A 24268-nucleotide genomic window follows, 5' to 3' on the forward strand; every position below is an offset into this window, starting at 1 on the left:
GAATTATCAGAGTGTTTGCTGTACCAAGGTCAATTGCTATATCCTCAGTCATGAAATCAAAAAATCCCATAAGTTTTTTAAGGGTTTAAATGTTTATAAATTTTTAACGGACAAAGTTAAACAAATTAATGTTTAAAATGACGTGTTCCTGTAAATACCATTGCAACTTTATTTTCATTGCAAAAAGTAATGCTCAATTCATCTTTTATCGAACCACCGGGTTGAATAACCGCCGTGATTCCTGCGTTGTGGGCAATCTCAACACAATCCGGAAAAGGGAAAAACGCATCACTCGCCATCACCGCTCCGTTCAAATCAAATCCAAAAGTAGTGGCTTTTTCAATAGCTTGTTTCAAAGCATCTACTCGTGAAGTCTGACCCGTTCCCGATGCCACTAATGTACTGTTTTTTGCAAATACAATGGTGTTTGATTTAGTATTTTTACAAATTTTTGAAGCAAATAATAAATCGTCTATTTCTTGTGCCGTTGGCGCGGTGTTGGTCACCACTTTTAAGTCTTCTTTCGCGTCCGTAATAGTGTTTCTGTCCTGAACTAAAAGTCCGTTTAAGCAGGTTCTCACCTGACGGTTTGGCAATTCCACATCGTGTTGTACCAATATAATTCTGTTTTTCTTTTCGGATAAAACGGCAATGGCTTCGTCATCATAACTTGGTGCAATGACTACTTCACAGAATAAGCTGTTGATTTCATTGGCTGTAGCCAAATCTATGTTGCCATTGGCAATCAAAACCCCGCCAAACGCCGAAGTTGGGTCACCAGCCAGCGCCGCTAAATAAGCTTCCTTCATGTTGCTTCTTGTCGCCAATCCGCAGGCATTGTTGTGTTTTAAAATAGCAAATGTCGGTTCGTTTTCTTTGAATTCTAATATCAAATTCACAGCGGCATCAACGTCTAGCAAGTTGTTATACGACAATTCTTTGCCGTGTAATTTGGTAAACATCTTTTCAAATTCGCCAAAGAAAAAACCTTTTTGGTGTGGGTTTTCTCCATATCTTAAAATCTGTCCGTTGTCGATGCTGGTTTTGAAATACGTTTCTTCGGTATTAAAATAATTGAAAATAGCCGTGTCGTAATGCGAGGAAACGTGAAATGCTTTGGTAGCCAACAATTTTCTTTGTTCCAAAGTGGTCGCTCCGTTTTGAGTCGAAATCAAATCGAGTAACAACGAATACTCATTTACTGAAGCCACGATTACGGTGTCTTTGAAATTTTTGGCAGCAGCTCGGATTAGCGAAATCCCACCAATGTCAATTTTTTCAATAATATCAGCTTCGCTTGCTCCGGAAGCCACGGTTTTTTCAAACGGATATAAATCGACTATCACCAAATCCAGTTGCGGAATTTCAAATTCCTTCATTTGCTCGATGTCGGTGACATTGTCCTGACGGTTTAGTATGCCGCCGAAAATTTTCGGGTGTAATGTTTTTACTCTTCCGCCAAGGATAGAAGGATACGAAGTCACTTCTTCGACAGGAACTACAGGAATCCCTAAATTGTTGATGAATTCTTCGGTTCCGCCAGTAGAATAAAGAGTTACGTTTTGTTCGTGTAGTTGACGAACTATCGGCTCCAGACCGTCTTTGGAAAAGACCGAAATCAAGGCCGATTTGATGGTTTTTGTAGTGTTCATTGTGTAGTTGTGTTTAAGCCAACAAAAGTAGTTTTTTTAGTGGCAAAATTCAAGTCGGAATTGTAACAATATTTTATTTTTTGACACCAATAAGACATTGAATAAAATTGTAGTGATTTCCATTATTTTTATAGAAATTTACAATTCCGTAAACCAACCATAAATGCTACTGTACTTCCGACTGCTTAAAGAAAGTTTTGCTTTTGCCATGAACGCTTTGCGCAATAATAAATTGCGAACCATGCTTTCCTTGCTGGGAGTAACCATTGGGATTTTTTCCATCATAGCGGTTTTAGCTGCGGTAGATTCTTTAGACCGAAAAATCAAAGCCGATTTGAGTACCTTAGATAAGAATACTATTTATTTAACCAGTCAGTCTTTTGGTCCAACCGAAGTGCCACGTTGGAAAAGAGAGCAATTTCCCAATGTAAATTACGAGGAATACCAATATTTAAAAGGCTCTTTGAACAATGTAGAGAATACGTGTTTCCAATATTTTACTTCCAACCAAAGCATCAAACAGGAATCGAAAACGGTTTCGGATGTTAATATGGTGCCGGTAACTGCTGAATTTGTGGATATACAACGAATGGAGTTTTCGGAAGGGCGATTTTTTAACGAATCCGAATCTTATGCCGGGAAACAAGTAGTGGTTTTGGGCTACGATATTGCCAAAAGTCTGTTTGACGATTTTGATCCGATTGGCAAAACCGTTCGCATGTACGGACAGCAATTTACGGTTATTGGTGTGACCAAAAAGAAAGGTGAATCCGGAATTGAAATGGGGGGTGGCGATGATACCTCGGCTTTTTTCCCGTCCACTTTTTTGAGAAGAATTTATGGAGATAACAATCCGAAAGTTCTACCGGTTATTATCATCAAGCCCGAAAAAGGAATTGATATTGAAGCGTTGAAAGGCGAGATTGCTCAAAAACTCCGCAACTTCAGAGGAGTTAAACAAGGCGATATAGACAATTTCTTTATTAATATTTTGTCCGGTTTTACCGATTTGATTGACGGCATTATCAGTAATTTAAAGATAGGAGGATGGATTATCAGTTTGTTCTCGCTGTTAGTGGGTGGTTTCGGGATTGCCAATATTATGTTTGTTTCGGTAAAAGAAAGAACCAACTTGATCGGAATTCAAAAATCATTGGGTGCCAAAAATAAATTCATTCTTTTCCAATTCTTGTTTGAAGCGATTATTCTTTGTGTAATTGGCGGATTGATTGGATTGCTTTTGGTTTGGATTATCGCCATGATATTAACGCAAGTCTTAGACTTTGAATTCATACTTGGTTTCGGGAACATAATCTTAGGGACTAGTTTAGCGGCTATTATAGGATTGATTTCCGGTATTCTTCCGGCTATTTCCGCTTCGCGCTTAGATCCTGTGGAAGCGATTAGAAGTGGGATGTAATCAAAAGCGAATTGATACAAATAAAAAAACACAAAGCGTAAACTTTGTGTTTTTTCTATAATGAAGTTGAGACTAACTTATCTCACATCCTGATTCAAAATCAAGTCAATGTATAAGTTGATTTTGTCTTTCAGTTCTTTTCTTGGCGCAATAAAATCAAGGAAACCGTGGTCTAATACGAACTCAGCCGTTTGGAAACCTTCCGGCAAATCTTTTCCTGTGGTGTCACGCACTACACGCGGACCGGCAAAACCAATCAAAGCTCCTGGCTCTGAAATGTTGATATCGCCAAGCATAGCGTAAGAAGCGGTAGTTCCACCCGTAGTTGGGTCGGTACATAAAGAGATGTATGGGATTTTGGCTTCAGCCAATTGGGCTAATTTTGCGGACGTTTTAGCCAACTGCATCAAAGAGTAAGCCGCTTCCATCATACGAGCACCACCTGATTTGGAAATCATCACAAAAGGCGTTTTGTGTTTGATAGCATAATCGATACCGCGGGCAATTTTTTCACCTACTACAGCACCCATGGAACCACCAATAAAAGCAAAATCCATACAGCAAACAACCAAGTCATTCCCTTTTGATTTTCCAACACCCGTTCTCACAGCGTCTTTTAATCCTGTTTTATCGATAGCATCTTTCAAACGATCTGAATACTTTTTAGTATCTACAAAGTTCAAAGGATCTTTAGAAGTCATTTTGGCATCCAACTCCTTGAATTCATTGTTGTCAAACAAGATTTCAAAGTATTCTTTACTGCCGATTCTAACGTGAAAATCATCCTCAGGACTTACCCAAAGATTTCTGGCCAATTCATCCTGGTCAATAATTTTTCCGGTTGGTGATTTGTACCAAAGTCCTTTTGGAACGTCTTTCTTGTCTTCGGTTGCGGTGGTAATCCCTTTTTCTGTTCTTTTAAACCAAGCCATAGTTAAGTTTATTTGTTTATGATTTGTTGTTTGCGGTGGGTTTAATTTAAAACGATAAACTACAAACGAACAAACTTAATTTTCAATATTATAAAGTATTAACGTTATTCAAGTCGGCGAAAGCCTGTTCTAATCTTTTGTTGAAAGTAGCTTCTCCTTCGCGGATCCATTTTCTTGGATCGTAGTGTTTTTTGTTAGGCGAATCGGCTCCGTCCGGACTTCCGATTTGTGTTCTTAAGTAGTCGATGTTGTTGACCATATAATCACGGATGCCTTCGGTGAAAGCAAATTGTAAATCGGTATCGATATTCATTTTGATAACACCATAAGAAATGGCTTCTCTGATTTCTTCTAAAGTGGAACCCGAGCCGCCGTGGAAAACAAAGTCAACCGGATTGTGTCCGGTGTTGAATTTATTCTGCACATAATCCTGAGAGTTTTTCAAAATTTTAGGAGTCAGTTTTACATTCCCCGGTTTGTAAACGCCGTGTACGTTTCCGAAAGAAGCAGCGATAGTGAATTTAGGAGAAATTTTTAATAATTCTTCGTAAGCATATGATACTTCAGAAGGTTGGGTGTATAATTTTGAACTATCCACATCTGAATTGTCCACGCCATCTTCTTCACCACCGGTAATTCCTAATTCGATTTCTAAGGTCATGCCCATTTTGCTCATTCGGGCCAAATAGGTTTTGCAAATTTCAATATTTTCTTCGATAGGCTCTTCCGATAAGTCAATCATATGGGAAGAAAATAAAGGTTTGCCAGTTTCGGCAAAATGTTTTTCAGAAGCATCTAATAAACCGTCAATCCAAGGCAATAATTTTTTGGCACAATGGTCAGTATGTAAAATTACGGTAGCACCATAAGCTTCCGCCAAAGTATGGATGTGTTTGGCACCTGCAACGCCACCGGCAATAGCTGCTTTTTCGCCTGCATTTGACAAACCTTTACCGGCATTAAACTGAGCACCACCATTCGAAAACTGAATGATAACCGGAGCCTTTAATTTGGCAGCCGTTTCCAAAACGCCGTTGATAGTACTGGAACCAATTACATTAACTGCAGGAAGCGCAAATCCTTTTTCTTTAGCATAGTTGAAGATTGCCTGAACTTCGTCGCCGGTTGCCACTCCTGGTTTTATATTGTGAGCCATTGTTTTGTGTTGTTTTTGAGTTAAGGGTACAAAAATAATAATTTCTAATTTTAGAAAGGATAATTTATTCCAATATTTAAAACGGATTTGTCAAAGCGCAATTCTTTGAACCATTTATCTTCCAGAAGCGCCGGATTATAGGTTTTGAATCCCATATCCAAACGCACTACGAAGAAATTAAAATCATAGCGAAAACCAAATCCGGTACCGACCGCTAAATTTTCTAACGATTTGATGCCGCTGAAAATGGAAGGCTCGTAAGTCGTATTGTCTAAGACATTCCAAATATTGCCCACATCGGTAAAAAGTGCCCCGTTCAGTTTTTGGAAAATATTAAAACGCAGCTCCGTACTGAAAGCCAGTTTCATATTGGCTTCATTAAAATCCAAAAAGCTACCGCTGGCACCCGGCCCCAAACTATAGGATTGCCAGGCTCTGTTGTCATTGGAACCACCGGCAAAATAACTTCGGGAGAAAGGGACGCTGTTAGAATTTCCGTAAGGAATGGCAATGCCAACAAAAGCTCGGGTGGCCAATACTTTTTTACGTCGCAAATCCCAATGTTTAATGTATTCGAATTCTGATTTGATGTATTGTGAATACTCCACGTCAAAAATGGTGTTGGCGCCGTTTTGATTTTTCAGCTGTTTAGCGGCTCTGGCCAATATGGATAACATGTTTCCTGCCGATTCCAGTTTGGTTTTGATGGCAAAAAAATCGTTGTCAAATAAATCTCTTTGTGAGGTTTTAGAAAAAGAGATGCTGGAAGCAAAAATCAAATTGTTTTCGGTCAATCGCACTCTTCGTTCTACGATGCTCAAAATGGATTTACTGTCAGCAGCCGTTACACCCAAACTCGAATCGGTAAGCGCATCATTGGCAAACCCTAAAACGCCGCTCTCAATTTTTAAATTTCCGTTTTCATCTAAATAATCCGGATTGACTGTATAGTTTTGGGCAATCTCGTTTATGGTATTGTATGACGATTTGTAAATGTTGAAATAATTGGTCGGATTCAGGTTTTTAACAAACTGGATGTTGAACAACTCAAACTTGAAGTTGGTATTTTTTCTCGGTGTCCAATTGTACGTAAGTGAACTGGTAAAGTTTTGTTTGTCTAGTCCAATGTTGGTTTGCTTGGCATAACCGACACTCAGTTTAGTGTACGGAATCATCGTTTTCGGGATGATTTTATCGGTTTTGAATGGTAAAAATAATCTCGGGAAATTTAAGTTGGCATCCACTCCAATCTCGGAAATGTTGAAGAAGTTGTTGTTCGGATTGGCTAAGTCTTTTGAAGAACCAATATTGCCCCGGAAACCAATGTCAAAAGTTTCGGCACCGTTAAATACATTTCGGATGCCTAAAAAGGTATTCCCCGAAATCCCAAAATCCTGAATATTGGAATGCGAAAAATCAGTAGAGAAACCAAAAGTATATTTCTTTCTCGGCGTCAGATAAATGTTGGCAATCAAACCATTTTTCTGTGTTTTATCTTCCACATATTGAATCAGCGGATAGTTGAACACTTTAAGATTACTCAAATATTTAGAAGTAAGCGTGGTTTTATTGTCTGAAAAATAATTGCCTTTGATAACAAAGACGCCGTCTGTAATTGCTTTTGGGCGGTATTTTAATTTGCTGGAACTGTATAAAGTGAAATCTTTAAAAGTGGTGCTGTCGGTTATTTTGGCATTCGGATTTGTCGGACTGTGATCCGTAAAGATGTTTACTTTGCTTATTTTGTAGAGTTCAAAAGGCGCGGTTTTAATGCTGTCTTCTATTCTAATGGATTCGTTTTCGATGACTAAATCCACATTGGCTTTGTGCGTTTTAACCAGCGTATCAATGTCATACGTCACATAATTTTGTTGAAAACGAAAAGCGCCATTATTTCTGAAATCGGCAGTTATGCGACTTCTTTCTTCATCGAAATCACTGGTTTCAAATCGCTTGCCGGTTTTAATCAATGAATTTTTCTTTCGCAATTGATAAATGGAATCCAAAGGATGACTGGAGATATAAGTGTCAATACTGTCAATGATATAGGGAGTTCCCATCGCAATATCATATTTTAGCTTGACTTTTTTAGGCGCTATGCTGTCAATTTTATATTTGGTGGTGACATCAAAATAGCCTTTGTTAAAGTAGTACGATTTCAAACGGCGCAATGATTTTCGGGTGCTGCTGGTATCTAAAATTACCGGAGCTTCCCCGGTTTTTCTAAGGAAATTATGAATGCCCGAGTACCAAAACGATTCGCCCAACCGCTTCACTTGTTTTCTGGAAAGCCATTTGGCTTTTCGGTAGTATTTTTTCGGATTGTTGATAAACTTGGCTTTGTAAATCGAATCGGTTTTGAGCTTGGCCAAATTGTAAATGTTCAATCGAAGACGATAGCCTAAAATGGAAGTATTCTGTTTTTGATACAACTGATTGAAAACATCTTCAATGTTGTTCTTTTTGTTGTCAACATAAATGTCGTTTTTGGTCAGGAGGCTTTTCCCGTTAGGAACTCTTTTTGTAGTGTTGCAACCAAAGATAATTAGTCCAATTAGAATAAATAATGATATTTTTGTGATACTATTTTTCAAGCGTTGCGAAATATTTAATTCAAAAGTACAGTATTTTATGGTTAGTAAAAACCAAATAAAACTAATTACGAGTCTTCAGCATAAAAAATATCGAAATGAGCATCAATTGTTCCTTGCCGAAGGCGTAAAAGTAATACAGGAATTGTTACTATCAAATTTTGTGCTAGATCATTTGTTCGTTACCGAAGCCATTTTCCAGAATGTTTCCGATTCCCAAAAAACAAGCATCAAAGAACAGGATATGAATCGAATTACAGCATTGAATACGCCAAGTTCCTGCTTAGCTATTTTTAAAATGCCCAAGGAAACAAAAATCGAAACCAAAGGATTGATTGTAGCACTTGACGACATTCGCGATCCTGGCAATTTAGGAACCATTATCCGCCTATGCGATTGGTTTGGTGTCAAACAATTGTTGTGTTCTCCGGAAACGGTTGATGTGTATAATCCCAAAGTAATCCAGGCCACGATGGGTTCTATTACCAGAGTAAAGATAAGTTATGTAGATGTGAACGAATTTATTTTGCAAAGCCCGCTTCCCGTTTTTGGTACTTTTATGGATGGGAAAAATGTTTACGAAGAAAAGCTGCCAGCAGAAGGGATTTTGGTTTTGGGCAATGAAGCCAATGGCATTTCAGCGGCTGTTGAAAAAAGCATCAAAAACAGAATTGCTATTCCGAGATTTGGTGACAGGCAACAAACCGAAAGTTTAAATGTAGCCACCGCCACCGCTATTTTTTTAAGCGAATTTAGAAGAAATTCTAGTGGAAAGTAAAATTGATCACCACAGCACGGGTTTTCAAAGATTGGATGTTGCCCGTCCAAGGACTGTTGGGATCATTATCCCGAATTAGTTCATCATTCAACCCAAAAACACCTCTGATGGAAGGGGAGAATTTGAAATATTCAAAATATAAATCAATACCAAATCCCAACACATAATTCTGTGTCCACGGCTTTACTCTGAATTTTTGTTCTAAGTTGTCGTCTTTTGATTTGGAATTGCTCGAAAGATTTAATGTAGTTGATAAACCCCCCAACAAATAGGGACGAACATTTCCGGTTCGTAAGGCAGAAAATTTTAAAAGCAAAGGGAAATCAATGTAAGTCGCTTTTACTTCTCTGATTCGGTCCCGGTCATTGGTAAATCCGGGATAAGTCAACGTTCTGCTGGCGTAATACAAGCCTGGCTCAAAACGCAATTCCACATATTCTTGTAGTTTGAGACTTCCAACAAGGCCAACGTTAAATCCGGTGTGTCCTTTTACATCAATATCGTTTCCGACCGTTTTATAATCCGTCTTAAAATCGAAACTGCTGAATCCTAAAAAATAGCCCCAATATACTCTTTGTTTGTCAAAATTTTCCAAGTTGATAATCGGATCTTTGGTAAACATGCTTTTACCCAGCTGTGCTTGGGACTGAAGGGAAAGTAAAAGGAATAGAACAAATATTTTTTTCATAGCTGCACTGAAAAACTCAGTTTCATTTTTTTGTTGCTGTATAAATTGTGGCAACGCCAAAGGTTTGCGGCATCGCTTTACAATCTATAAACGAAATTTCCCGTAAAATATTGTTTAAGGCTTCGCCAAAAGGAAAATTTGCTGCCGATTCTGATAAGTATCCGTAGGCGCTGTTGTCTTTGGAAAACAGTTTTCCGATAAGCGGAAGCATGTATTTGGTGTAAAAACCATACCCTTGTTTGTATGGGAATTTTGTTGGAACGGAAGTTTCTAAAATAACAAAGAGACCATTTGGTTTTAAAACGCGGTAAATTTCGGCTAATCCTTTTTCTAATGTTTCAAAATTTCGAATACCGAATGAAACTGTGATAGCGTCAAAATGATTGTCAGGGAAAGGAATGTTTTCACTGTCGCCCAGTACCATTTCTATTTTATCGGATAGTTTTTGAGCATTGATTTTTTGCTGTCCAACTTCGAGCATTCCGGCTGAAAGATCAAGCCCAATGATTTTTTTTGCGGATGTTTTGGACATCAAAATGGCCAAGTCTCCGGTTCCGGTAGCGATATCTAAAATGGTTTCGGGATTTTTGGCAGCCACCAAAGCCACTACTTTTTTTCTCCATTTGACATCAATTCCCATCGAAATGACTCGGTTTAATCCATCGTAGTTTCCGGAAATGTTGTCAAACATTTGGGTGACTTGCTCTTTCTTTCCTAACGATGAGTTTTTATATGGAGTTATGGTCTTTGGCATGCTTATTTTTTTGACAAATATAAACCAATATTTTGATTCGTTGAATGTTTTTGAAAAGGACCCGATTTTAAGCAAGATGATTTTTTATAAGAATAATGCTTAATAATTATGATAAAAAATCCCTATTTGTAGGGATTTTTATTTGAAATATATTTTGAAACTTTGCGAAACAAAAACAACAACACAGTTAACGTATGAAATCAAAAGTTATAGTGTCAGAATACAGATGGCTATTTATATCACTTTTTATTGCAGTGATTCTGGTGTTTGTTTTAAAAAATTACGTTAAAGTCGTAGATGATAATTTAATCTCTTTTCAGAGTTTTTTCGGATTAAGTAATTTCCCGGAAATTTTAATTTATTTCACCTTTAGTACTTTTGTGGTATTTGGTATCAAAGGTTTTTTAGAAAGATATTCTCAAAAAACATCTAATCTAATTATTATTGTATCAGGACTCTTATTAATCTTAATGCTTTGTATACTCAGTTATCAAATATTATTTGAAATATAAGTATTGGTTTTTATTTTCTGATATAAGTTTGAAAAGTGAAATCAAAAGTGTGTTTTTCATCTTTTGGATGGAATTCTTCGAAAGCTAATTGCCATTGCCCCAAATCTATTTCTGGAAAAAATGTATCAGCATCAAAACTGTGATGCACTTTGGTGATGTCTATTTTATCAGCCATTTCAATAGATTGTTTATAAATTTCTCCACCACCAATAACGAAAACTTCCTCGTCCATTGGACAAACCGTTATGGCTTCCTGCAATGAATTAACCACAATACAATCAGCCGGAGCATAGTCTTGTTGGCGGGTTATAATCACATGGGTTCTGTTAGGTAGCGGTTTTGGAAAGCTTTCAAAAGTTTTTCTTCCCATTATAATGTAATGTCCGGTAGTTAACTTTTTAAATCGTTTGAAATCTTCAGGCAAATGCCAAAGTAACTGGTTGTCTTTCCCAAGCGCATTGTTCTCTGCCACGGCAGCGATAAGTGTTATCATTGTAGGTCAGATTTAGTATTTTCTAAATCATTTTTCAACTGTTCCTTTTTTTTAACTTGCTGCATCATCAATTTGTCAATTTGAGTTCGCTCCCAGTTTTTATTCATAAAGCTGTCTATGATAAAAACTTTGATGCCGTGGAGTAAAAACAGAAAAATCCAGATGGTAACCGCCCATGTCCACCAAGTTCTGTCAGGATAGAATGACAACCATTTATTGGCAATAAATAAAAACAAGCTGCCTATTATAAGAACCATAAAATGAAAGTACAAGCGTTTTTTTTGCTTGATTCTGTCTCTCGCGTATTCATATAATTCGTGTTGTTCGGTTTCCATAAGGCATATTTTGTGCCTTAAAGGTAAAATTTATTTTTAAATAGCTAAAATTTCATTTTGAGATACTGTAGTAAGAAAACGTTTTCTTAATCACAGATACAAAAATTAAAGCCCATTAAATTGTTAATCTTCTTTAAAATTGGCTTACTTTTTAACAATATCCTAAAAATGACAGTGCGTGTAAAACGTAAAAAAAAATGCCTTTACTTTGTCTCAGTAATCTATAAATGAATTAGTTATGGCTATCAAGAAACAATTTATAAAAACAAAACCGGTTGTTAAAGTAACCTTTTCAATCGAGGCAAAAGAAGCTAATTCAGCTTCAGTGGTTGGTGATTTCAACAATTGGAATCCATCAGAAGGAGAATTATCAAAGTTAAAAACAGGAACGTTCAAAGCTACTTTTGATTTGCCAAAAGACAATTCTTTTGAGTTCAAATATTTAGTGGATGGAGCTTATGTGAACGATCCGGAAGCAGATAGTTATGCTTATAACGAATTTGCCGGTGCAGAAAATAGTGTGTTAGCACTATAGGTTTTAGTTTATTGGTTAGAAATTGAAAATCCGCTGTAAAGCGGATTTTTTTATATGTTTTAGTGTATCTAAATTGCCACAGCTCCTTTAATATGCGGATGCGGATCATAATCGACCAAAGTGAAATCTTCAAACTGAAAATCAAAAATATTTTTCACTTCGGGATTCAAAATCATTTTAGGTAATGGTTTTGGTTCACGCGATAACTGCAATTCTACTTGCTCAAAATGATTGTTGTAAATGTGAGCATCGCCAAAAGTGTGGATGAATTCTCCAACCTGTAACTCGCAAACCTGAGCAATCATCATAGTAAACAACGCATAAGAAGCAATGTTAAACGGTACACCCAAGAAAATATCAGCGCTTCTTTGGTACAACTGACAAGACAATTTTCCATCCGCTACATAAAACTGAAAGAACGCGTGACACGGAGGTAAAGCGGCTTTTCCATTCGCCACATTTTCGGCAAAAGATTTAGAAGTATCCGGCAAAACCGATGGATTCCAGGCAGAAACCAACATGCGTCGGCTGTTTGGATTCTTTTTTAACGTATCGATTAATTCGGTGATTTGGTCAATTTCTTCGCTGTTCCAGTTGCGCCATTGATGGCCGTATACCGGACCCAAATCGCCATTTTCATCCGCCCATTCATCCCAGATTTTAACGCCGTTTTCTTTTAAGTACTCAATATTAGTATCGCCTTTTAAGAACCAAAGCAATTCATAAATAATTGATTTTAAATGCAATTTTTTGGTAGTCACCATTGGGAAACCCTCATTTAAATCAAAGCGCATTTGGTAGCCAAAAACACTTTTGGTTCCCGTTCCGGTTCTGTCTCCTTTTTGGCAACCGTTTTCCAAAACGTGTCGCACTAAATCATGATACTGTTTCATTATGATTCTCTTTTCGAAATTTCGTCTCTAATCTTAGCTGCTTTCTCGTAATCTTCGTCTTGTACGGCTTTTTCCAACGCTTCGTGCAATTCGGATAAACTCATGCTTACATATACATCGCCTGCTTTGCCTTCGTTGTCTAATCCAAAAGTTTCAGGGGTTGATAAAACGCCTTCTTCCTCTATGTTTTGGTTTTCGGTTTCTGTTGGATTATTCAGGTAGATTCCGGCTTTGTCTAAGATGTTTTTATAAGTGAAAATCGGAGCGGCAAAGCGCAAAGCTAAAGCAATCGCATCCGAAGTTCGGGCGTCAATGATTTCTTCGATTTTGTCTCTTTCGCAAATGATGCTCGAGTAAAAAACGCCATCTACCAGTTTGTGAATAATGACTTGTTTGACTACAATATCAAAGCGGTCGGCAAAACTTTTGAATAAATCGTGTGTTAACGGACGTGGGGGTTTGATTTCTTTTTCTAAAGCAATGGCGATGGATTGTGCTTCGAAAGCACCAATGACAATCGGTAGTTTTCTTTCGCCATCTACTTCGTTTAAAATCAAAGCGTACGCACCGTTTTGCGTTTGGCTATAAGAAATTCCTTTTATGGTTAGTTTTACTAAACTCATTATGATTTTTAGCTATCAGATTTCAGACTAATGATGGCTGAAATGCTATGGTTTAAATTTAGCCCTGATGACAGTGGAAATCCTTTTGAAAAAAGATTGTAACATACAGCAGGAAAATGGACTGCAAAGTAACAAAAACTTTTCGCTTCTTAAAATGGAAAGTATAAAAAAAGAGCCGTCATAAAATTAATTTCCTGACAGCTCTTACTATGAAATACCAAAGGGGTTTAGGCGTTTTGCGCTTTGAACTCTTTTAGTTTTTGGGTTAATCTCGGAAGAATTTCCAAAGCATCTCCAACGATTCCGTAGTCAGCCACTTTGAAGAAAGGTGCGTCAGCATCGGTGTTGATTACCACTTTTACTTTGGAAGAGTTGATTCCGGCGATATGTTGAATTGCTCCGGAGATTCCAATGGCGATGTATAAATTGGCGGCTACCGGTTTTCCGGTTTGTCCTACGTGCTCGCTGTGAGGTCTCCATCCTAAATCAGAAACCGGTTTGGAACATGCTGTTGCAGCACCAAGAACGGTAGCTAAATCTTCTAACAAATGCCAGTTTTCCGGACCTTTTAAGCCACGTCCACCCGATACTACGATGTCAGCATCGGCAATAGTTACTTTTCCTGAAGTTTTTTCGACAGCCGCCACTTTTACATTGAAATCGGCTTCGTTCAAACTTGGATTGAAATCTTCTTCCGAAGCAGCCGAAGCATTTTCGAAGACACCATAAGAGTTTTTGGCTAAGCTCAATACTTTAACATCAGTTGCAATTTCGGTGATGTTAAAAGCCTTGTTGGAAAAAGCATTTCTTTTTACTTGGAAAGGCGAAGTGCTTAATGGTAATCCTACTACATTCGAAGCAAATCCGGCATCTAAACCAACGGCTACCAACGGCGCCATGTATAAACTATCGGTAGTGGAGGAAAGTAAAATTACTTTGGCTCCTTCTTTTTGAGCAGCTTGTTTAACGATGTCGGCGTAAGCTTTGGCGTTGAAGTTGGCTAGTTTGTCGTTAGTTACTTTCAATACTTTATCTACTCCGTATTTGGATAAATCGGAAACATTTCCGGCATTAACCGTTACTGCGGTTACCGTTGTTCCTAATGATTCGGCTACTTTTTTGGCATAGGAAGCTAATTCAAAAGCTACTTTTTTAAATTTTCCGTCTGCCGATTCTGCGTATATTAATAATGACATGTTGTGTGTTTTTAAATTAGATAACTTTTGCTTCGTTGTGTAAGGCATTTACTAATCCGTCCAAATCATCTGCAGCAAACAATTTTACGGCTGATTTTGGAGCTGGTTTTTCAAATTTTACTGCTTTGGTATTTACGTTAGCGGCAACCGGTTCAAGCACTGTTAAAACTTTAGTTCGGGCTGTCATGATACCTCTCATGTTTGGGATGCGTAAATCTTTTTCTTCTACCAATCCTTTTTGTCCACCGATTACCAATGGCAAGGATGCTGCAATGGTTTCTTTTCCGCCGTCAATTTCTCTGGCTGCTTTGGCAGTAGTTCCGTCAACAGTTAATTCGATACAAGAATTTACAAAGTTGTAATCTAATAAGGATGCCAACATACCTGGTACCATCCCGCCATTATAATCTAATGATTCTTTCCCGCAGATTACTAAATCGTAACCGCCGGATTTTACCACTTCGGCTAATTGTTTGGCTACAAAAAAGCCATCAGTTGGAGTAGCATTAACGCGAATCGCTTCGTTAGCTCCGATGGCTAATGCTTTTCTAAGGGTTGCTTCAGCATCGGCACCACCTACATTAACAACAGTAACATTGGCGCCTTGTTGTTCTTGAAACCAAATGGCTCTGGTTAAACCAAATTCATCATTAGGATTGATGACAAACTGTACGCCATTGGTGTCAAATTCGGTATCACCATTAACAAAATTGATTTTGGAAGTAGTATCAGGCACGTGACTGATGCAAACTAATATTTTCATAAGTATTAAGTATTTGTTGTGAAATTCGAGGCACAAAATTAGCATATTATTTTGAATAATGTACTATGCGCGCATAATATTTTTTCAAATTTCAATCGATTTCGTAAGCGATGAAAAACGGGCTAGGTTTTATTTCAAATCGCAGTCTTGCCAAAACGCTATTAATTAAGGCCAATAAATGTTTTTTAATCATTTTTAATTTTTATTTTTGCCATTCAAAATTATAGAAAGTAACATAATCATATATGAGAACGATACAATTTAGAGAAGCGATTGCCGAAGCGATGAGTGAAGAAATGCGTCGCGACGAATCTGTCTATTTGATGGGGGAAGAAGTAGCGGAGTACAATGGAGCCTACAAAGCTTCCAAAGGAATGTTGGATGAATTCGGACCGAAAAGAGTTATTGATACTCCGATTGCGGAGCTTGGTTTTGCCGGAATTGCAGTAGGTTCAGCGATGAACGGTTGTCGTCCGATTGTGGAATATATGACGTTCAACTTTTCGCTAGTCGGAATTGACCAAATCATCAATAACGCTGCTAAAATGCGTCAAATGTCGGCGGGACAATTCCCAATGCCGATGGTTTTCCGTGGGCCAACCGCTTCTGCCGGACAATTAGGAGCCACACACTCACAGGCTTTTGAAAACTGGTTTGCTAACACTCCGGGATTGAAAGTAGTCGTTCCGTCAACGGTTTATGATGCTAAAGGGTTATTGAAATCTGCTATTCGCGATAACGATCCGGTGATTTTCATGGAATCTGAACAAATGTATGGCGACAAAGGCGAAGTGCCGGAAGGAGAATACACCATTCCACTAGGTGTTGCCGATATCAAAAGAGAAGGAACGGATGTAACGATTGTTTCTTTTGGTAAAATTATCAAAGAAGCTTTCATCGCTGCGGATGCATTAGCCAAAGAAGGAATCTCTTGTGAAATCATCGATTTGAGAACTGTGCGTCCGATGGATTATGATGCCATTATCACTTCGGTTAAAAAAACAAACAGATTGGTTGTTCTTGAAGAGGCTTGGCCATTTGCCAGTGTGGCTTCTGAAATTACCTATATGGTTCAGGAAAGAGCTTTCGATTATTTGGATGCTCCAATCCAAAGAATCACTACCGCTGACACCCCGGCGCCTTATTCGCCAACACTATTAAAAGAATGGTTGCCGAATGCTGAAGATGTTATCAAAGCCGTAAAAAAAGTAACATACAAATAATAGAATTTTACCTATATTTGAAACTTCATCAATCCTTTTTTGATGAAGTTTTTTTTTGTCTATGAGAAAGCTATTTTTAAGTCTATTTTTAGTTGTATTTGCCCATATCGTTTCCGCGCAAACCAAAGTCAGCGGTGTTATACTTGATAATTCCAAGCAGCCCATTCCTTACGCCAATGTGGTTTTTAAAGGTTCTACTACCGGAGTAGTCTCTAATGAAGACGGTCGTTTTTATATAGAATCACCCGATAATTACACCGAGTTGGTAGTATCATTTGTAGGCTTTCCCGATAAAGTAGTGAAACTGCCAAAGCAGGTAAATTATGATTTCAAAGTAATCCTGACCGAAGGGAATACTTTGAAAGAGGTGAAAATTTATGCCGGAAAGACTTCCAAAAAGAACAATCCGGCGCTGGATATTTTGAGAAAAATATGGGAACGCCGAAGAAAGAACGGATTGAAAATGTTCAAGCAATACCAGTACGATAAATATGAAAAAGTAGAGTTTGACATGAACACCATTGACAGTGCCTTTATGCGAAGTAAAATCTTCAAAGGGATGGAGTTTGTTTTCAAAAACGTAGATACTTCCAGAGTTACCGGGAAAACCTATTTGCCCATCTTTATAAACGAATCGCTGTCGCAGGTGTATGGCGATAATCAAACCAAGAAAACCAAAGAAATTCTAACCGCTAATAAAAATTCAGGCCTAGGAAATGGGGATGGCGTGAATATGTTTATCAAAGATTTGTACAATGATTTCGATATTTACGACAACTATTTGTACTTCTTTGACAAAAGCTTTACCAGCCCATTATCCCGAACCGGAATCGATGTGTATAATTATGTTTTGGCTGATACGGCGGTTATCGATAATAAGCTTTGTTATAATATTGTGTTCTATCCGAGACGTAAAAACGAATTGACTTTCAAAGGCGATTTTTGGGTGAATGACACCACATTTGCCATCAAAAAAATCAACATGGCCATCACCAAAAGTGCCAACATCAACTGGGTAAAAGATATTTATTTGGAACAGGAATTTGATGTTTTGAATGATTCGATTTTCCTGCCAACCCGAGATTATATGATGTCGGATTTTGCCTTGAGAAAGAAAGAAGAATCCAAAGGAGTTTACGGAAAACGAACCACACTCTACAAGAATTTCAAGTTTGACGAAAAGAAACCGGATAAGTTTTATAAAGACGAAGTCAATTTTATAGACAATGCGGTGTATAGCCGCTCAGATGATTATTGGCAGGAAAACCGCTTTGAGAAACTCAACAAAGACGAACAAAAAATCTATAAAATGATTGACACGCTCAAAACGGTCAAGCGATTCAAGCAGATTTATAATTTGGTTTCCATTTTGGGAAGCGGGTATATTCAGTACGGTCATTTTGATTACGGACCGATTTTCTCCACCATTGGCTATAATGAAGTCGAAGGACTTCGCTTAAGAGCAGGAGGCCGAACTTATTTTGGACCCAATGATACTTGGCGTTTGCAAGGCTATACCGCTTACGGATTTGACGATAACAAATTCAAATACGGAGCTTCCGGAAAATGGATGGTGGATAAGAAAAACAGAATCATTCTTTCGGGAGGGAATAGGCGCGATGTAGAACAGATTGGAGCTAGTTTAACCACTACTAATGATGTGTTGGGGAGAAGTTATGCTTCGTCGGGATTGTTCACTACGGGCTCTAATGGTAAGTTGACCAATATTAATCTGACAAGCTTAGCTGCCGAAATTGAACCGGTCAAAAACCTAACGTTCCAGCTCGGGTTTACGTATCGGACTTTAGAATCGGCATCGCCCACTTTCAAACTGGATTATTTTACCGATGATACGTTCACCACTACCAAGAGTGAGGTAAAACAATCGGAATTGAATTTTCAAATTGAGTTTACGCCAAAGAAAAAAACCATTGGATACGGTGTAGAAAGACGTGATATCGATGCGCCATTCAGTCGCTTTTTTGTGAACTATAGTCAAGGGATTAAAGGATTTATCAATAGTGATTTTGACTACCAAAAAATACAATTGTATTACAAACAGCCGATTATTATTGGAGCTCTTGGACGTTCCAATTTCACTATGGAGCTAGGAAAAACATTTGGTCAGATTCCGTTAGGATTGATGAGTGTAGTGCCCGGGAATCAAACGTATTTCATTATCGACAATACTTTCAGCAATTTAAATTTCTACGAATTTGTTGCCGATCAATATGCGACTTTCCAATGGGAGCACAATTTCAATGGTAAAATATTTGCCAGAATCCCAGGCTTAAGAAAATTAAATCTTCGTGAAATCGTAGGCATAAAAGGCGTTTACGGAACGGTTACCGACGAAAACAGAGCCATCAATGCTTCAGGCTTACTTTATAAAGCACCCGAAAAACCATACTGGGAATACAACGCCGGAATAGGGAATATTTTCAAAGTATTCCGCATCGATTTTGCGTGGCGTGGGAATTACCGAGATTTGCCGGATACCAATAATTTCACCATCAAAGGTTCGTTCGGATTTTACTTCTAAGATGCAGGAAGCCATTCTTTTTTTATCTGAAAAAGACAAGACACTACAGTTTATAGTCGAAAATTTTGGCCATCCCATCATCCAAAAAAGAGACGAAGGCTTTGCGGCTTTGTGTCATATTATATTGGAGCAACAGGTTTCTATTGCTTCGGCCAAGGCTTGTTATGAAAAACTGCAGCAGTATTTTGGTGAAATAGTTCCGGAGAAAATGGTTAATGCTACTGATGAAGAACTACGCCGTTTTGGAGTTTCGCGCCAAAAGAGTATTTATTTAAAACATTTAGCCGAAAAAGTCCTCAGTAAAGAGCTTGTTTTCGAGAGTTTTGCTTCCAAATCTGAAGCACAAATTCGCGAAGAACTTTTAAAACTGAAAGGAGTAGGGAATTGGACCATAGAAGTTTATCTCATGTTTTGCCTACAGGCTCCCGATATTATTCCGCTGGGCGACATTGCCATCAAAAATACAATCAAAGAATTATACGACATTCACACTTTGGAAGAAATGGAATTGTTAGCCGATAATTGGAAGCCTCACCGAACCTTAGCCTCCTATATCTTATGGCATTATTACCTCAAAAAAAGAAATAAAATTTAAGGATCGCTGCTAAATTATCCGATTTGTTTTTTATAAACGGATACAACTTGTATTAGTTCTTAAAATTTTGTTATTTTTGCCCCCGATAAAATTTATAACGAAAATTATATTTATGGAATCAATGATGATTTACGTGCCGATAGTAATGGCAATAATTGGACTGCTATTTATGGCTGTCAAAAGAGCTTGGGTTTTAAAACAAGATGCCGGTGACGGTAAGATGAAAGAGATTTCAGATTACATCTACGAAGGTGCCTTGGCTTTCCTAAAAGCAGAATACAGATTGTTAGCCGTGTTTGTACTTATTGCAAGTGCTGTGTTAGCAGGTATTACTTTTTTACCGGGTGTTAAAACACATTTATTAATAGTTATTGCCTTCATTTTCGGAGCTTTCTTTTCGGCTTTAGCTGGAAACATGGGGATGAAAATTGCCACTAAAACAAACGTTAGAACAACACAAGCGGCTCGTACGAGTTTGCCACAAGCGTTGAAAGTTTCTTTTGGCGGTGGAACCGTAATGGGACTTGGTGTTGCCGGTTTAGCGGTTTTAGGGTTAACCACATTCTTTATATTTTTCTTCCACTTCTTTATGGGTGGAGTTTGGGGAGCAGACGGAACAGAAAAAATGACCGTTGTTTTGGAAACTTTAGCTGGTTTCTCTTTAGGAGCTGAGTCTATTGCTTTGTTCGCCAGAGTTGGTGGTGGTATTTATACCAAAGCTGCTGACGTTGGTGCTGACTTAGTAGGTAAAGTAGAAGCTGGTATTCCTGAGGATGATCCAAGAAATCCTGCTACAATTGCTGATAACGTAGGTGATAACGTAGGTGACGTTGCCGGTATGGGTGCCGATTTATTCGGTTCTTATGTAGCAACTGTATTGGCTGCTATGGTTTTGGGTAACTATGTTATCAAAGATATGGGCGGAAAAATCGAAGACGCTTTCGGTGGTATTGGTCCAATTTTATTGCCAATGGCGATTGCCGGTTTCGGAATCTTATTCTCTATCATCGGAACCATGTTAGTAAAAATTACTAGCGATGATGCTAAAGAAGCTCAAGTACAAAAAGCCTTAAACATTGGAAACTGGGTTTCTATTGTATTGACTGCTGTGGCTTGTTTCTTCCTGGTACAACATATGTTACCGGAAACAATGAAAATGACTTTCTTTGGAGAAGGACTACAAGACATTTCGTCAATGCGTGTTTTCTACGCTACTTTAATTGGATTATTTGTTGGTGGAGCTATTTCATCAGTAACAGAATATTACACAGGATTAGGTACTAGTCCGGTTTTGAAAATTGTACAAAAATCATCAACTGGTGCAGGAACTAACGTAATTGCTGGTTTAGCTACCGGTATGATTTCAACATTCCCAACCGTATTATTGTTTGCCGGTGCTATCTGGTCAACGTATGCTTTGGCTGGTTTCTACGGAGTTGCTTTAGCAGCTTCTGCAATGATGGCTACCACAGCAATGCAGTTAGCAATCGACGCTTTCGGACCAATCTCTGATAACGCGGGTGGTATTGCTGAAATGAGTGAATTACCAAAAGAAGTTCGTACAAGAACAGACATCTTGGATTCAGTTGGTAACACAACTGCTGCAACAGGAAAAGGTTTTGCTATCGCTTCTGCGGCTTTAACTTCGTTAGCTTTATTTGCTGCGTATGTAACGTTCACAGGAATTGACGGGATTAACATCTTCAAAGCTCCGGTATTAGCGATGCTATTCGTAGGAGGTATGATTCCGGTAGTGTTCTCTGCTTTGGCAATGAACTCGGTTGGAAAAGCGGCTATGGACATGGTATACGAAGTACGTCGTCAGTTCAAGGAAATTCCAGGAATCATGGAAGGAACGGGTAAACCGGAATATGGTAAATGTGTGGAGATTTCTACTAAAGCTGCCTTAAGAGAAATGATGTTGCCAGGAGTATTGACTATCGGTTTCCCAATTGCCATTGTGCTTTTAGGTAAATTAGTTTATGCTGATAACAACCAATTAATCGCTGAAATGTTAGGTGGTTATATGGCCGGAGTTACCGTTTCAGGTGTGCTTTGGGCGGTATTCCAAAATAACGCTGGTGGTGCTTGGGATAATGCTAAAAAATCATTCGAAGCGGGTGTTGAAATCAACGGAGAAATGACATACAAAGGTTCTGATGCTCACAAAGCGGCTGTAACCGGAGATACTGTTGGAGATCCATTTAAAGATACATCTGGTCCTTCGATGAACATCTTAATCAAATTGACTTGTTTGATTGGATTGGTAATTGCTCCAATCTTAGGAAACGGTGTTAAAGGTGGTGAGATGAAGAATATGAAATGCACAATGGATGTAAAAATGGAGTGCAAAGGTGATATGATGGGCAAATGCGATATGAGCAAATGTGCTACCATGACCAAAGAAGAATGTGCTGCAATGTGCGATTCTTTGAAATGTACTCCTGAGCAAAAAGAAGCTTGTTTGTCACACTATGGTGCTGATGGAAAATTCATTGCTCCAAAAGAGTGTAAAGAAGGAGAAGGAAAAGCTTGTTGTGCTGATAAAGCAAAAGCTGCCAAAGGAGCTACAATGGAAGAATTGGAAAGTGGTGACAATCATGTAAAAGCTACCATTACCAAAACGGTAAATGGGAAGACGGTTACTGAAACGATTGAAGGTACTTACAATGAAGTAAAAGCTAAAATAGCTGCTTCAAAATAATAAAACTTCGATTTTCTATAGACTAAAAAGTCCCGCAATTGCGGGACTTTTTTTATTTAGTACTTTATTGATGTGTTTTTCATATAATTTTTTCATTATATTTGAAATACCAAGTATCTTATAATCAAGCAATTTATTAACCAAAAACCAAGACCAATGAAAATCAAATCTATTTTAGTAACACTTTTAGCATTAGTCTTCCTGACTGTGAGTTGCAGTAAGGATGATAGTTCAACACCAGCTCAAGATACCGGAACTATAACCGGAAAACTTTTGGTAAAAAATGGTTCCAAACCCGTTGGAGGCGCTTTAGTTTTTGTCTTTGATGACAATAATAAAATATACCATACCTATACGCAGGCCAATGGAGATTTTTCGTTAGAGGCTCCTGTCGGACAAAGAAAATTGCAAATGCAAACCGGTGGTGGAACCAACTTTAGAACTTCACTGCAAGTTACGGTAGTAAAAGATCAAACATTAACCATTGACCCTTCTGTATCAAGATTAGATCAGGTAGCCAATATGGCTTATGTGGCGGGGTCTTATGACGAAATACAAGATATAGTTACCGGTTTGGGGTATACGATAACGCAAATCACCAATACTGACTTAGCCGATTATAATGTAGTATCTCAATACGATATCATCTTTTTAAATTGTGGCGCGAAGCAAGGTTATGTTAATGCAGCGATGGATACAAACCTGGCCAATTTTGTGACCAATGGAGGTAGTTTGTATGCTTCTGATTGGGCTGTTGCCTATTTAACCGGAGGCTCATCAAATTCACACAATTGTGGTGAAGCCGGCGGATTTATTCCGGATGATAAGCTGTGTTCTAAAAACATAGGAGCCAGCACAACAATTTCAGGAGCACAAGTTAGTGATACTAATTTAGCAACTGCCTTAGGATTTTCATCACTAGATATTGAATACAACCTTGGTTCTTGGCAGAATGTATTCAGCTATGATGCTACTTATTGGGATGTATTGGTTACTGATCCTGCTTCGAATCAGCCTTTAATGATAAAAACCACCAATTTCAGTTCCGGAACGGTTTCAGAACCAGTAGGAAATGGTGCTGACGGAAATTGGATTACCATTTGTCATACCGATGATTCTGGAACTCCGATTACCATCACAATAGATGCTGCCGATTGGCCTGCTCATGAGGCTCATGGTGATTCTCTGGGGTCATGTACAAGCACTACTAATAGCGGCACTATTTATTACACCACATTCCATAACCATGCTACCGGAAACATTGGTAACGCCGGTTTAATTTTAGAATATGTGATTTTGAACTTATAATTCTGATATAAAACAGTAAACAAAAGCCTCGCGATTGCGAGGCTTTTTTATTTAAATCAGCTAGGAGCGTCTTCAGTTTTTGCCTCCCGAATTAATGGAATTTAAATCATTATTCAAATCATTAATAAGCACGGCAATTATAATGATTCCAAAAGTAAGTACGATGGAGCCGATGGTTAAAAATGTCGAAGCTGCCTGATCTTTTACTCTTATTTTTTTGATGTCTTTTTCATTTAATGGAATCTTAACCTCCTCACTTTTTACCGTTTTTATGCCATAATAAATGCTGTCTGTTTTTTCAATTCTCTTGAGGCGTATTTTTTTGTCTGAACCGGTAACCATTAAAACTCTTTTATGGGTTTGCGGAGCTTCCGATATAGATACAGGTGCCCTTTTGTATACAGTGCAGCTTTGAAAAATAATGCTAATAAGTAAGAACCAGCAAACCGCTTTGTTTTTGAGGATTTTTAACTTCATGATTTCGTGAATTAAGTTAGGATTCCGTGATCATGGCAAAAAGCAAGCTGCAGATTTTGAGTGTTATAAAGATAAAGAAAAAGTCCCAGCAATTGGGA

At 38.1% G+C, this 24268-nt stretch carries 22 protein-coding genes; 9 read left to right on the plus strand and 13 right to left on the minus strand.

The features are described from left to right. Nucleotides 1-125: 125 nt before the first annotated feature. Nucleotides 126-1652: a bifunctional phosphoribosylaminoimidazolecarboxamide formyltransferase/IMP cyclohydrolase gene (gene purH, locus V7D82_RS04550; protein WP_333599787.1), complete on the minus strand. Its 1527-nt coding sequence runs from the start codon at nucleotides 1650-1652 to the stop codon at nucleotides 126-128. 163 nt (nucleotides 1653-1815) lie between these two features. Here purH and V7D82_RS04555 point away from each other — a divergent pair, with 163 nt between their 5' ends. Continuing rightward, nucleotides 1816-3072 (plus strand): ABC transporter permease, encoded by a 1257-nt coding sequence (locus V7D82_RS04555; protein ID WP_333599788.1) that lies wholly within the window; start codon nucleotides 1816-1818, stop codon nucleotides 3070-3072. A 77-nt stretch (nucleotides 3073-3149) separates the two neighbouring features. On the opposite strand, the gene accD is transcribed toward V7D82_RS04555, so the two are convergent. The 3 genes from accD to tamL form a co-directional block, all read right to left on the minus strand. After that, the gene (gene accD / locus V7D82_RS04560; protein ID WP_333599789.1) at nucleotides 3150-4004 is read right to left on the minus strand and encodes an acetyl-CoA carboxylase, carboxyltransferase subunit beta; all 855 of its coding nucleotides are present in this window, start codon (nucleotides 4002-4004) and stop codon (nucleotides 3150-3152) included. 88 nt (nucleotides 4005-4092) lie between these two features. Further along, nucleotides 4093-5160, minus strand: coding sequence for a class II fructose-bisphosphate aldolase (fbaA, locus tag V7D82_RS04565; protein WP_333599790.1), 1068 nt, complete (start codon nucleotides 5158-5160; stop codon nucleotides 4093-4095). Nucleotides 5161-5210: 50 nt separating this feature from the next. Then, on the minus strand, nucleotides 5211-7754 hold the full coding sequence (gene tamL / locus V7D82_RS04570; RefSeq protein WP_333599791.1) for a translocation and assembly module lipoprotein TamL: 2544 nt from the start codon (nucleotides 7752-7754) through the stop codon (nucleotides 5211-5213). 37 nt (nucleotides 7755-7791) lie between these two features. Between tamL and V7D82_RS04575 the strand changes: the two genes are divergently transcribed. After that, entirely contained in the window at nucleotides 7792-8529 is a 738-nt protein-coding gene (locus tag V7D82_RS04575) for an RNA methyltransferase (protein WP_333599792.1), read from the plus strand. On the opposite strand, the gene porT is transcribed toward V7D82_RS04575, so the two are convergent. Together porT and ubiE are read right to left on the minus strand one after the other, a co-directional pair. Further along, a complete protein-coding gene (porT, locus tag V7D82_RS04580; RefSeq protein ID WP_333599793.1) occupies nucleotides 8516-9217 on the minus strand; it encodes a type IX secretion/gliding motility protein PorT/SprT in 702 nt (233 codons plus the stop codon). The genes V7D82_RS04575 and porT overlap by 14 nt on opposite strands. Nucleotides 9218-9239: 22 nt before the next feature. After that, nucleotides 9240-9971, minus strand: coding sequence for a bifunctional demethylmenaquinone methyltransferase/2-methoxy-6-polyprenyl-1,4-benzoquinol methylase UbiE (gene ubiE, locus V7D82_RS04585; RefSeq protein ID WP_333599794.1), 732 nt, complete (start codon nucleotides 9969-9971; stop codon nucleotides 9240-9242). A 194-nt stretch (nucleotides 9972-10165) separates the two neighbouring features. Between ubiE and V7D82_RS04590 the strand changes: the two genes are divergently transcribed. Beyond that, nucleotides 10166-10483: a hypothetical protein gene (locus V7D82_RS04590; protein WP_333599795.1), complete on the plus strand. Its 318-nt coding sequence runs from the start codon at nucleotides 10166-10168 to the stop codon at nucleotides 10481-10483. Between the two features lie 10 nt (nucleotides 10484-10493). Here V7D82_RS04590 and V7D82_RS04595 read toward each other — a convergent pair whose 3' ends face one another. Further along, nucleotides 10494-10976, minus strand: a complete 483-nt coding sequence (locus tag V7D82_RS04595) for a dihydrofolate reductase (RefSeq protein WP_333599796.1) — start codon at nucleotides 10974-10976, stop codon at nucleotides 10494-10496. Beyond that, nucleotides 10973-11311 carry a 2TM domain-containing protein gene (locus tag V7D82_RS04600; RefSeq protein ID WP_333599797.1) on the minus strand — a complete coding sequence of 113 codons (339 nt, stop codon included), beginning with the start codon at nucleotides 11309-11311 and terminating at the stop codon, nucleotides 10973-10975. Before V7D82_RS04600 ends, V7D82_RS04595 begins: the two co-directional genes overlap by 4 nt. Before the next feature lie 238 nt (nucleotides 11312-11549). On the opposite strand from V7D82_RS04600, the gene V7D82_RS04605 reads away from it, so the two are divergent. Next, nucleotides 11550-11846 (plus strand): isoamylase early set domain-containing protein, encoded by a 297-nt coding sequence (locus tag V7D82_RS04605; RefSeq protein WP_333599798.1) that lies wholly within the window; start codon nucleotides 11550-11552, stop codon nucleotides 11844-11846. Nucleotides 11847-11914: 68 nt separating this feature from the next. Here V7D82_RS04605 and V7D82_RS04610 read toward each other — a convergent pair whose 3' ends face one another. The 4 genes from V7D82_RS04610 to V7D82_RS04625 all read right to left on the minus strand — a co-directional run bounded on the left by V7D82_RS04610 (nucleotide 11915) and on the right by V7D82_RS04625 (nucleotide 15321). Beyond that, the gene (locus tag V7D82_RS04610) at nucleotides 11915-12739 is read right to left on the minus strand and encodes a thymidylate synthase (RefSeq protein WP_333599799.1); all 825 of its coding nucleotides are present in this window, start codon (nucleotides 12737-12739) and stop codon (nucleotides 11915-11917) included. After that, nucleotides 12739-13362: a bifunctional nuclease family protein gene (locus V7D82_RS04615; protein WP_333599800.1), complete on the minus strand. Its 624-nt coding sequence runs from the start codon at nucleotides 13360-13362 to the stop codon at nucleotides 12739-12741. The genes V7D82_RS04610 and V7D82_RS04615 overlap by 1 nt, the downstream gene beginning before the upstream one ends. Before the next feature lie 227 nt (nucleotides 13363-13589). Then, on the minus strand, nucleotides 13590-14558 hold the full coding sequence (locus tag V7D82_RS04620) for an electron transfer flavoprotein subunit alpha/FixB family protein (protein ID WP_333599801.1): 969 nt from the start codon (nucleotides 14556-14558) through the stop codon (nucleotides 13590-13592). A 16-nt stretch (nucleotides 14559-14574) separates the two neighbouring features. Then, nucleotides 14575-15321, minus strand: a complete 747-nt coding sequence (locus tag V7D82_RS04625; protein WP_333599802.1) for an electron transfer flavoprotein subunit beta/FixA family protein — start codon at nucleotides 15319-15321, stop codon at nucleotides 14575-14577. Between the two features lie 245 nt (nucleotides 15322-15566). Here V7D82_RS04625 and V7D82_RS04630 point away from each other — a divergent pair, with 245 nt between their 5' ends. From V7D82_RS04630 to V7D82_RS04650, 5 genes are all read left to right on the plus strand, one after another. Beyond that, entirely contained in the window at nucleotides 15567-16544 is a 978-nt protein-coding gene (locus V7D82_RS04630) for a pyruvate dehydrogenase complex E1 component subunit beta (RefSeq protein ID WP_333599803.1), read from the plus strand. Between the two features lie 61 nt (nucleotides 16545-16605). Beyond that, nucleotides 16606-19086: a DUF5686 and carboxypeptidase-like regulatory domain-containing protein gene (locus tag V7D82_RS04635; RefSeq protein ID WP_333599804.1), complete on the plus strand. Its 2481-nt coding sequence runs from the start codon at nucleotides 16606-16608 to the stop codon at nucleotides 19084-19086. A gap of 1 nt (nucleotide 19087) precedes the next feature. Further along, nucleotides 19088-19681, plus strand: coding sequence for a DNA-3-methyladenine glycosylase family protein (locus V7D82_RS04640; protein ID WP_333599805.1), 594 nt, complete (start codon nucleotides 19088-19090; stop codon nucleotides 19679-19681). Nucleotides 19682-19793: 112 nt separating this feature from the next. Next, on the plus strand, nucleotides 19794-22385 hold the full coding sequence (locus V7D82_RS04645; protein ID WP_333599806.1) for a sodium-translocating pyrophosphatase: 2592 nt from the start codon (nucleotides 19794-19796) through the stop codon (nucleotides 22383-22385). A gap of 156 nt (nucleotides 22386-22541) precedes the next feature. Then, on the plus strand, nucleotides 22542-23693 hold the full coding sequence (locus V7D82_RS04650; protein WP_333599807.1) for a carboxypeptidase-like regulatory domain-containing protein: 1152 nt from the start codon (nucleotides 22542-22544) through the stop codon (nucleotides 23691-23693). Between the two features lie 72 nt (nucleotides 23694-23765). Here the strand turns inward: V7D82_RS04650 and V7D82_RS04655 are convergent, their stop codons facing one another. Then, complete coding sequence (locus V7D82_RS04655) at nucleotides 23766-24170, minus strand: hypothetical protein (protein ID WP_333599808.1); 405 nt, start codon at nucleotides 24168-24170, stop codon at nucleotides 23766-23768. Nucleotides 24171-24268: the final 98 nt, after the last annotated feature.

Origin of the sequence: Flavobacterium sp., from assembly GCF_036741995.1 — a bacterium.
Lineage (GTDB): Bacteria > Bacteroidota > Bacteroidia > Flavobacteriales > Flavobacteriaceae > Flavobacterium.

What these genes read in the sequence shown, in the direction of transcription:
- purH (WP_333599787.1), bottom strand. Translation starts at nt 1,652, where the DNA reads ATGAACACTACAAAAACCATCAAATCGGCCTTGATTTCGGTCTTTTCC.
- V7D82_RS04555 (WP_333599788.1), top strand. Translation starts at nt 1,816, where the DNA reads ATGCTACTGTACTTCCGACTGCTTAAAGAAAGTTTTGCTTTTGCCATG.
- accD (WP_333599789.1), bottom strand. Translation starts at nt 4,004, where the DNA reads ATGGCTTGGTTTAAAAGAACAGAAAAAGGGATTACCACCGCAACCGAA.
- fbaA (WP_333599790.1), bottom strand. Translation starts at nt 5,160, where the DNA reads ATGGCTCACAATATAAAACCAGGAGTGGCAACCGGCGACGAAGTTCAG.
- V7D82_RS04575 (WP_333599792.1), top strand. Translation starts at nt 7,792, where the DNA reads ATGGTTAGTAAAAACCAAATAAAACTAATTACGAGTCTTCAGCATAAA.
- porT (WP_333599793.1), bottom strand. Translation starts at nt 9,217, where the DNA reads ATGAAAAAAATATTTGTTCTATTCCTTTTACTTTCCCTTCAGTCCCAA.
- ubiE (WP_333599794.1), bottom strand. Translation starts at nt 9,971, where the DNA reads ATGCCAAAGACCATAACTCCATATAAAAACTCATCGTTAGGAAAGAAA.
- V7D82_RS04590 (WP_333599795.1), top strand. Translation starts at nt 10,166, where the DNA reads ATGAAATCAAAAGTTATAGTGTCAGAATACAGATGGCTATTTATATCA.
- V7D82_RS04595 (WP_333599796.1), bottom strand. Translation starts at nt 10,976, where the DNA reads ATGATAACACTTATCGCTGCCGTGGCAGAGAACAATGCGCTTGGGAAA.
- V7D82_RS04600 (WP_333599797.1), bottom strand. Translation starts at nt 11,311, where the DNA reads ATGGAAACCGAACAACACGAATTATATGAATACGCGAGAGACAGAATC.
- V7D82_RS04605 (WP_333599798.1), top strand. Translation starts at nt 11,550, where the DNA reads ATGGCTATCAAGAAACAATTTATAAAAACAAAACCGGTTGTTAAAGTA.
- V7D82_RS04610 (WP_333599799.1), bottom strand. Translation starts at nt 12,739, where the DNA reads ATGAAACAGTATCATGATTTAGTGCGACACGTTTTGGAAAACGGTTGC.
- V7D82_RS04615 (WP_333599800.1), bottom strand. Translation starts at nt 13,362, where the DNA reads ATGAGTTTAGTAAAACTAACCATAAAAGGAATTTCTTATAGCCAAACG.
- V7D82_RS04620 (WP_333599801.1), bottom strand. Translation starts at nt 14,558, where the DNA reads ATGTCATTATTAATATACGCAGAATCGGCAGACGGAAAATTTAAAAAA.
- V7D82_RS04625 (WP_333599802.1), bottom strand. Translation starts at nt 15,321, where the DNA reads ATGAAAATATTAGTTTGCATCAGTCACGTGCCTGATACTACTTCCAAA.
- V7D82_RS04630 (WP_333599803.1), top strand. Translation starts at nt 15,567, where the DNA reads ATGAGAACGATACAATTTAGAGAAGCGATTGCCGAAGCGATGAGTGAA.
- V7D82_RS04635 (WP_333599804.1), top strand. Translation starts at nt 16,606, where the DNA reads ATGAGAAAGCTATTTTTAAGTCTATTTTTAGTTGTATTTGCCCATATC.
- V7D82_RS04640 (WP_333599805.1), top strand. Translation starts at nt 19,088, where the DNA reads ATGCAGGAAGCCATTCTTTTTTTATCTGAAAAAGACAAGACACTACAG.
- V7D82_RS04645 (WP_333599806.1), top strand. Translation starts at nt 19,794, where the DNA reads ATGGAATCAATGATGATTTACGTGCCGATAGTAATGGCAATAATTGGA.
- V7D82_RS04650 (WP_333599807.1), top strand. Translation starts at nt 22,542, where the DNA reads ATGAAAATCAAATCTATTTTAGTAACACTTTTAGCATTAGTCTTCCTG.
- V7D82_RS04655 (WP_333599808.1), bottom strand. Translation starts at nt 24,170, where the DNA reads ATGAAGTTAAAAATCCTCAAAAACAAAGCGGTTTGCTGGTTCTTACTT.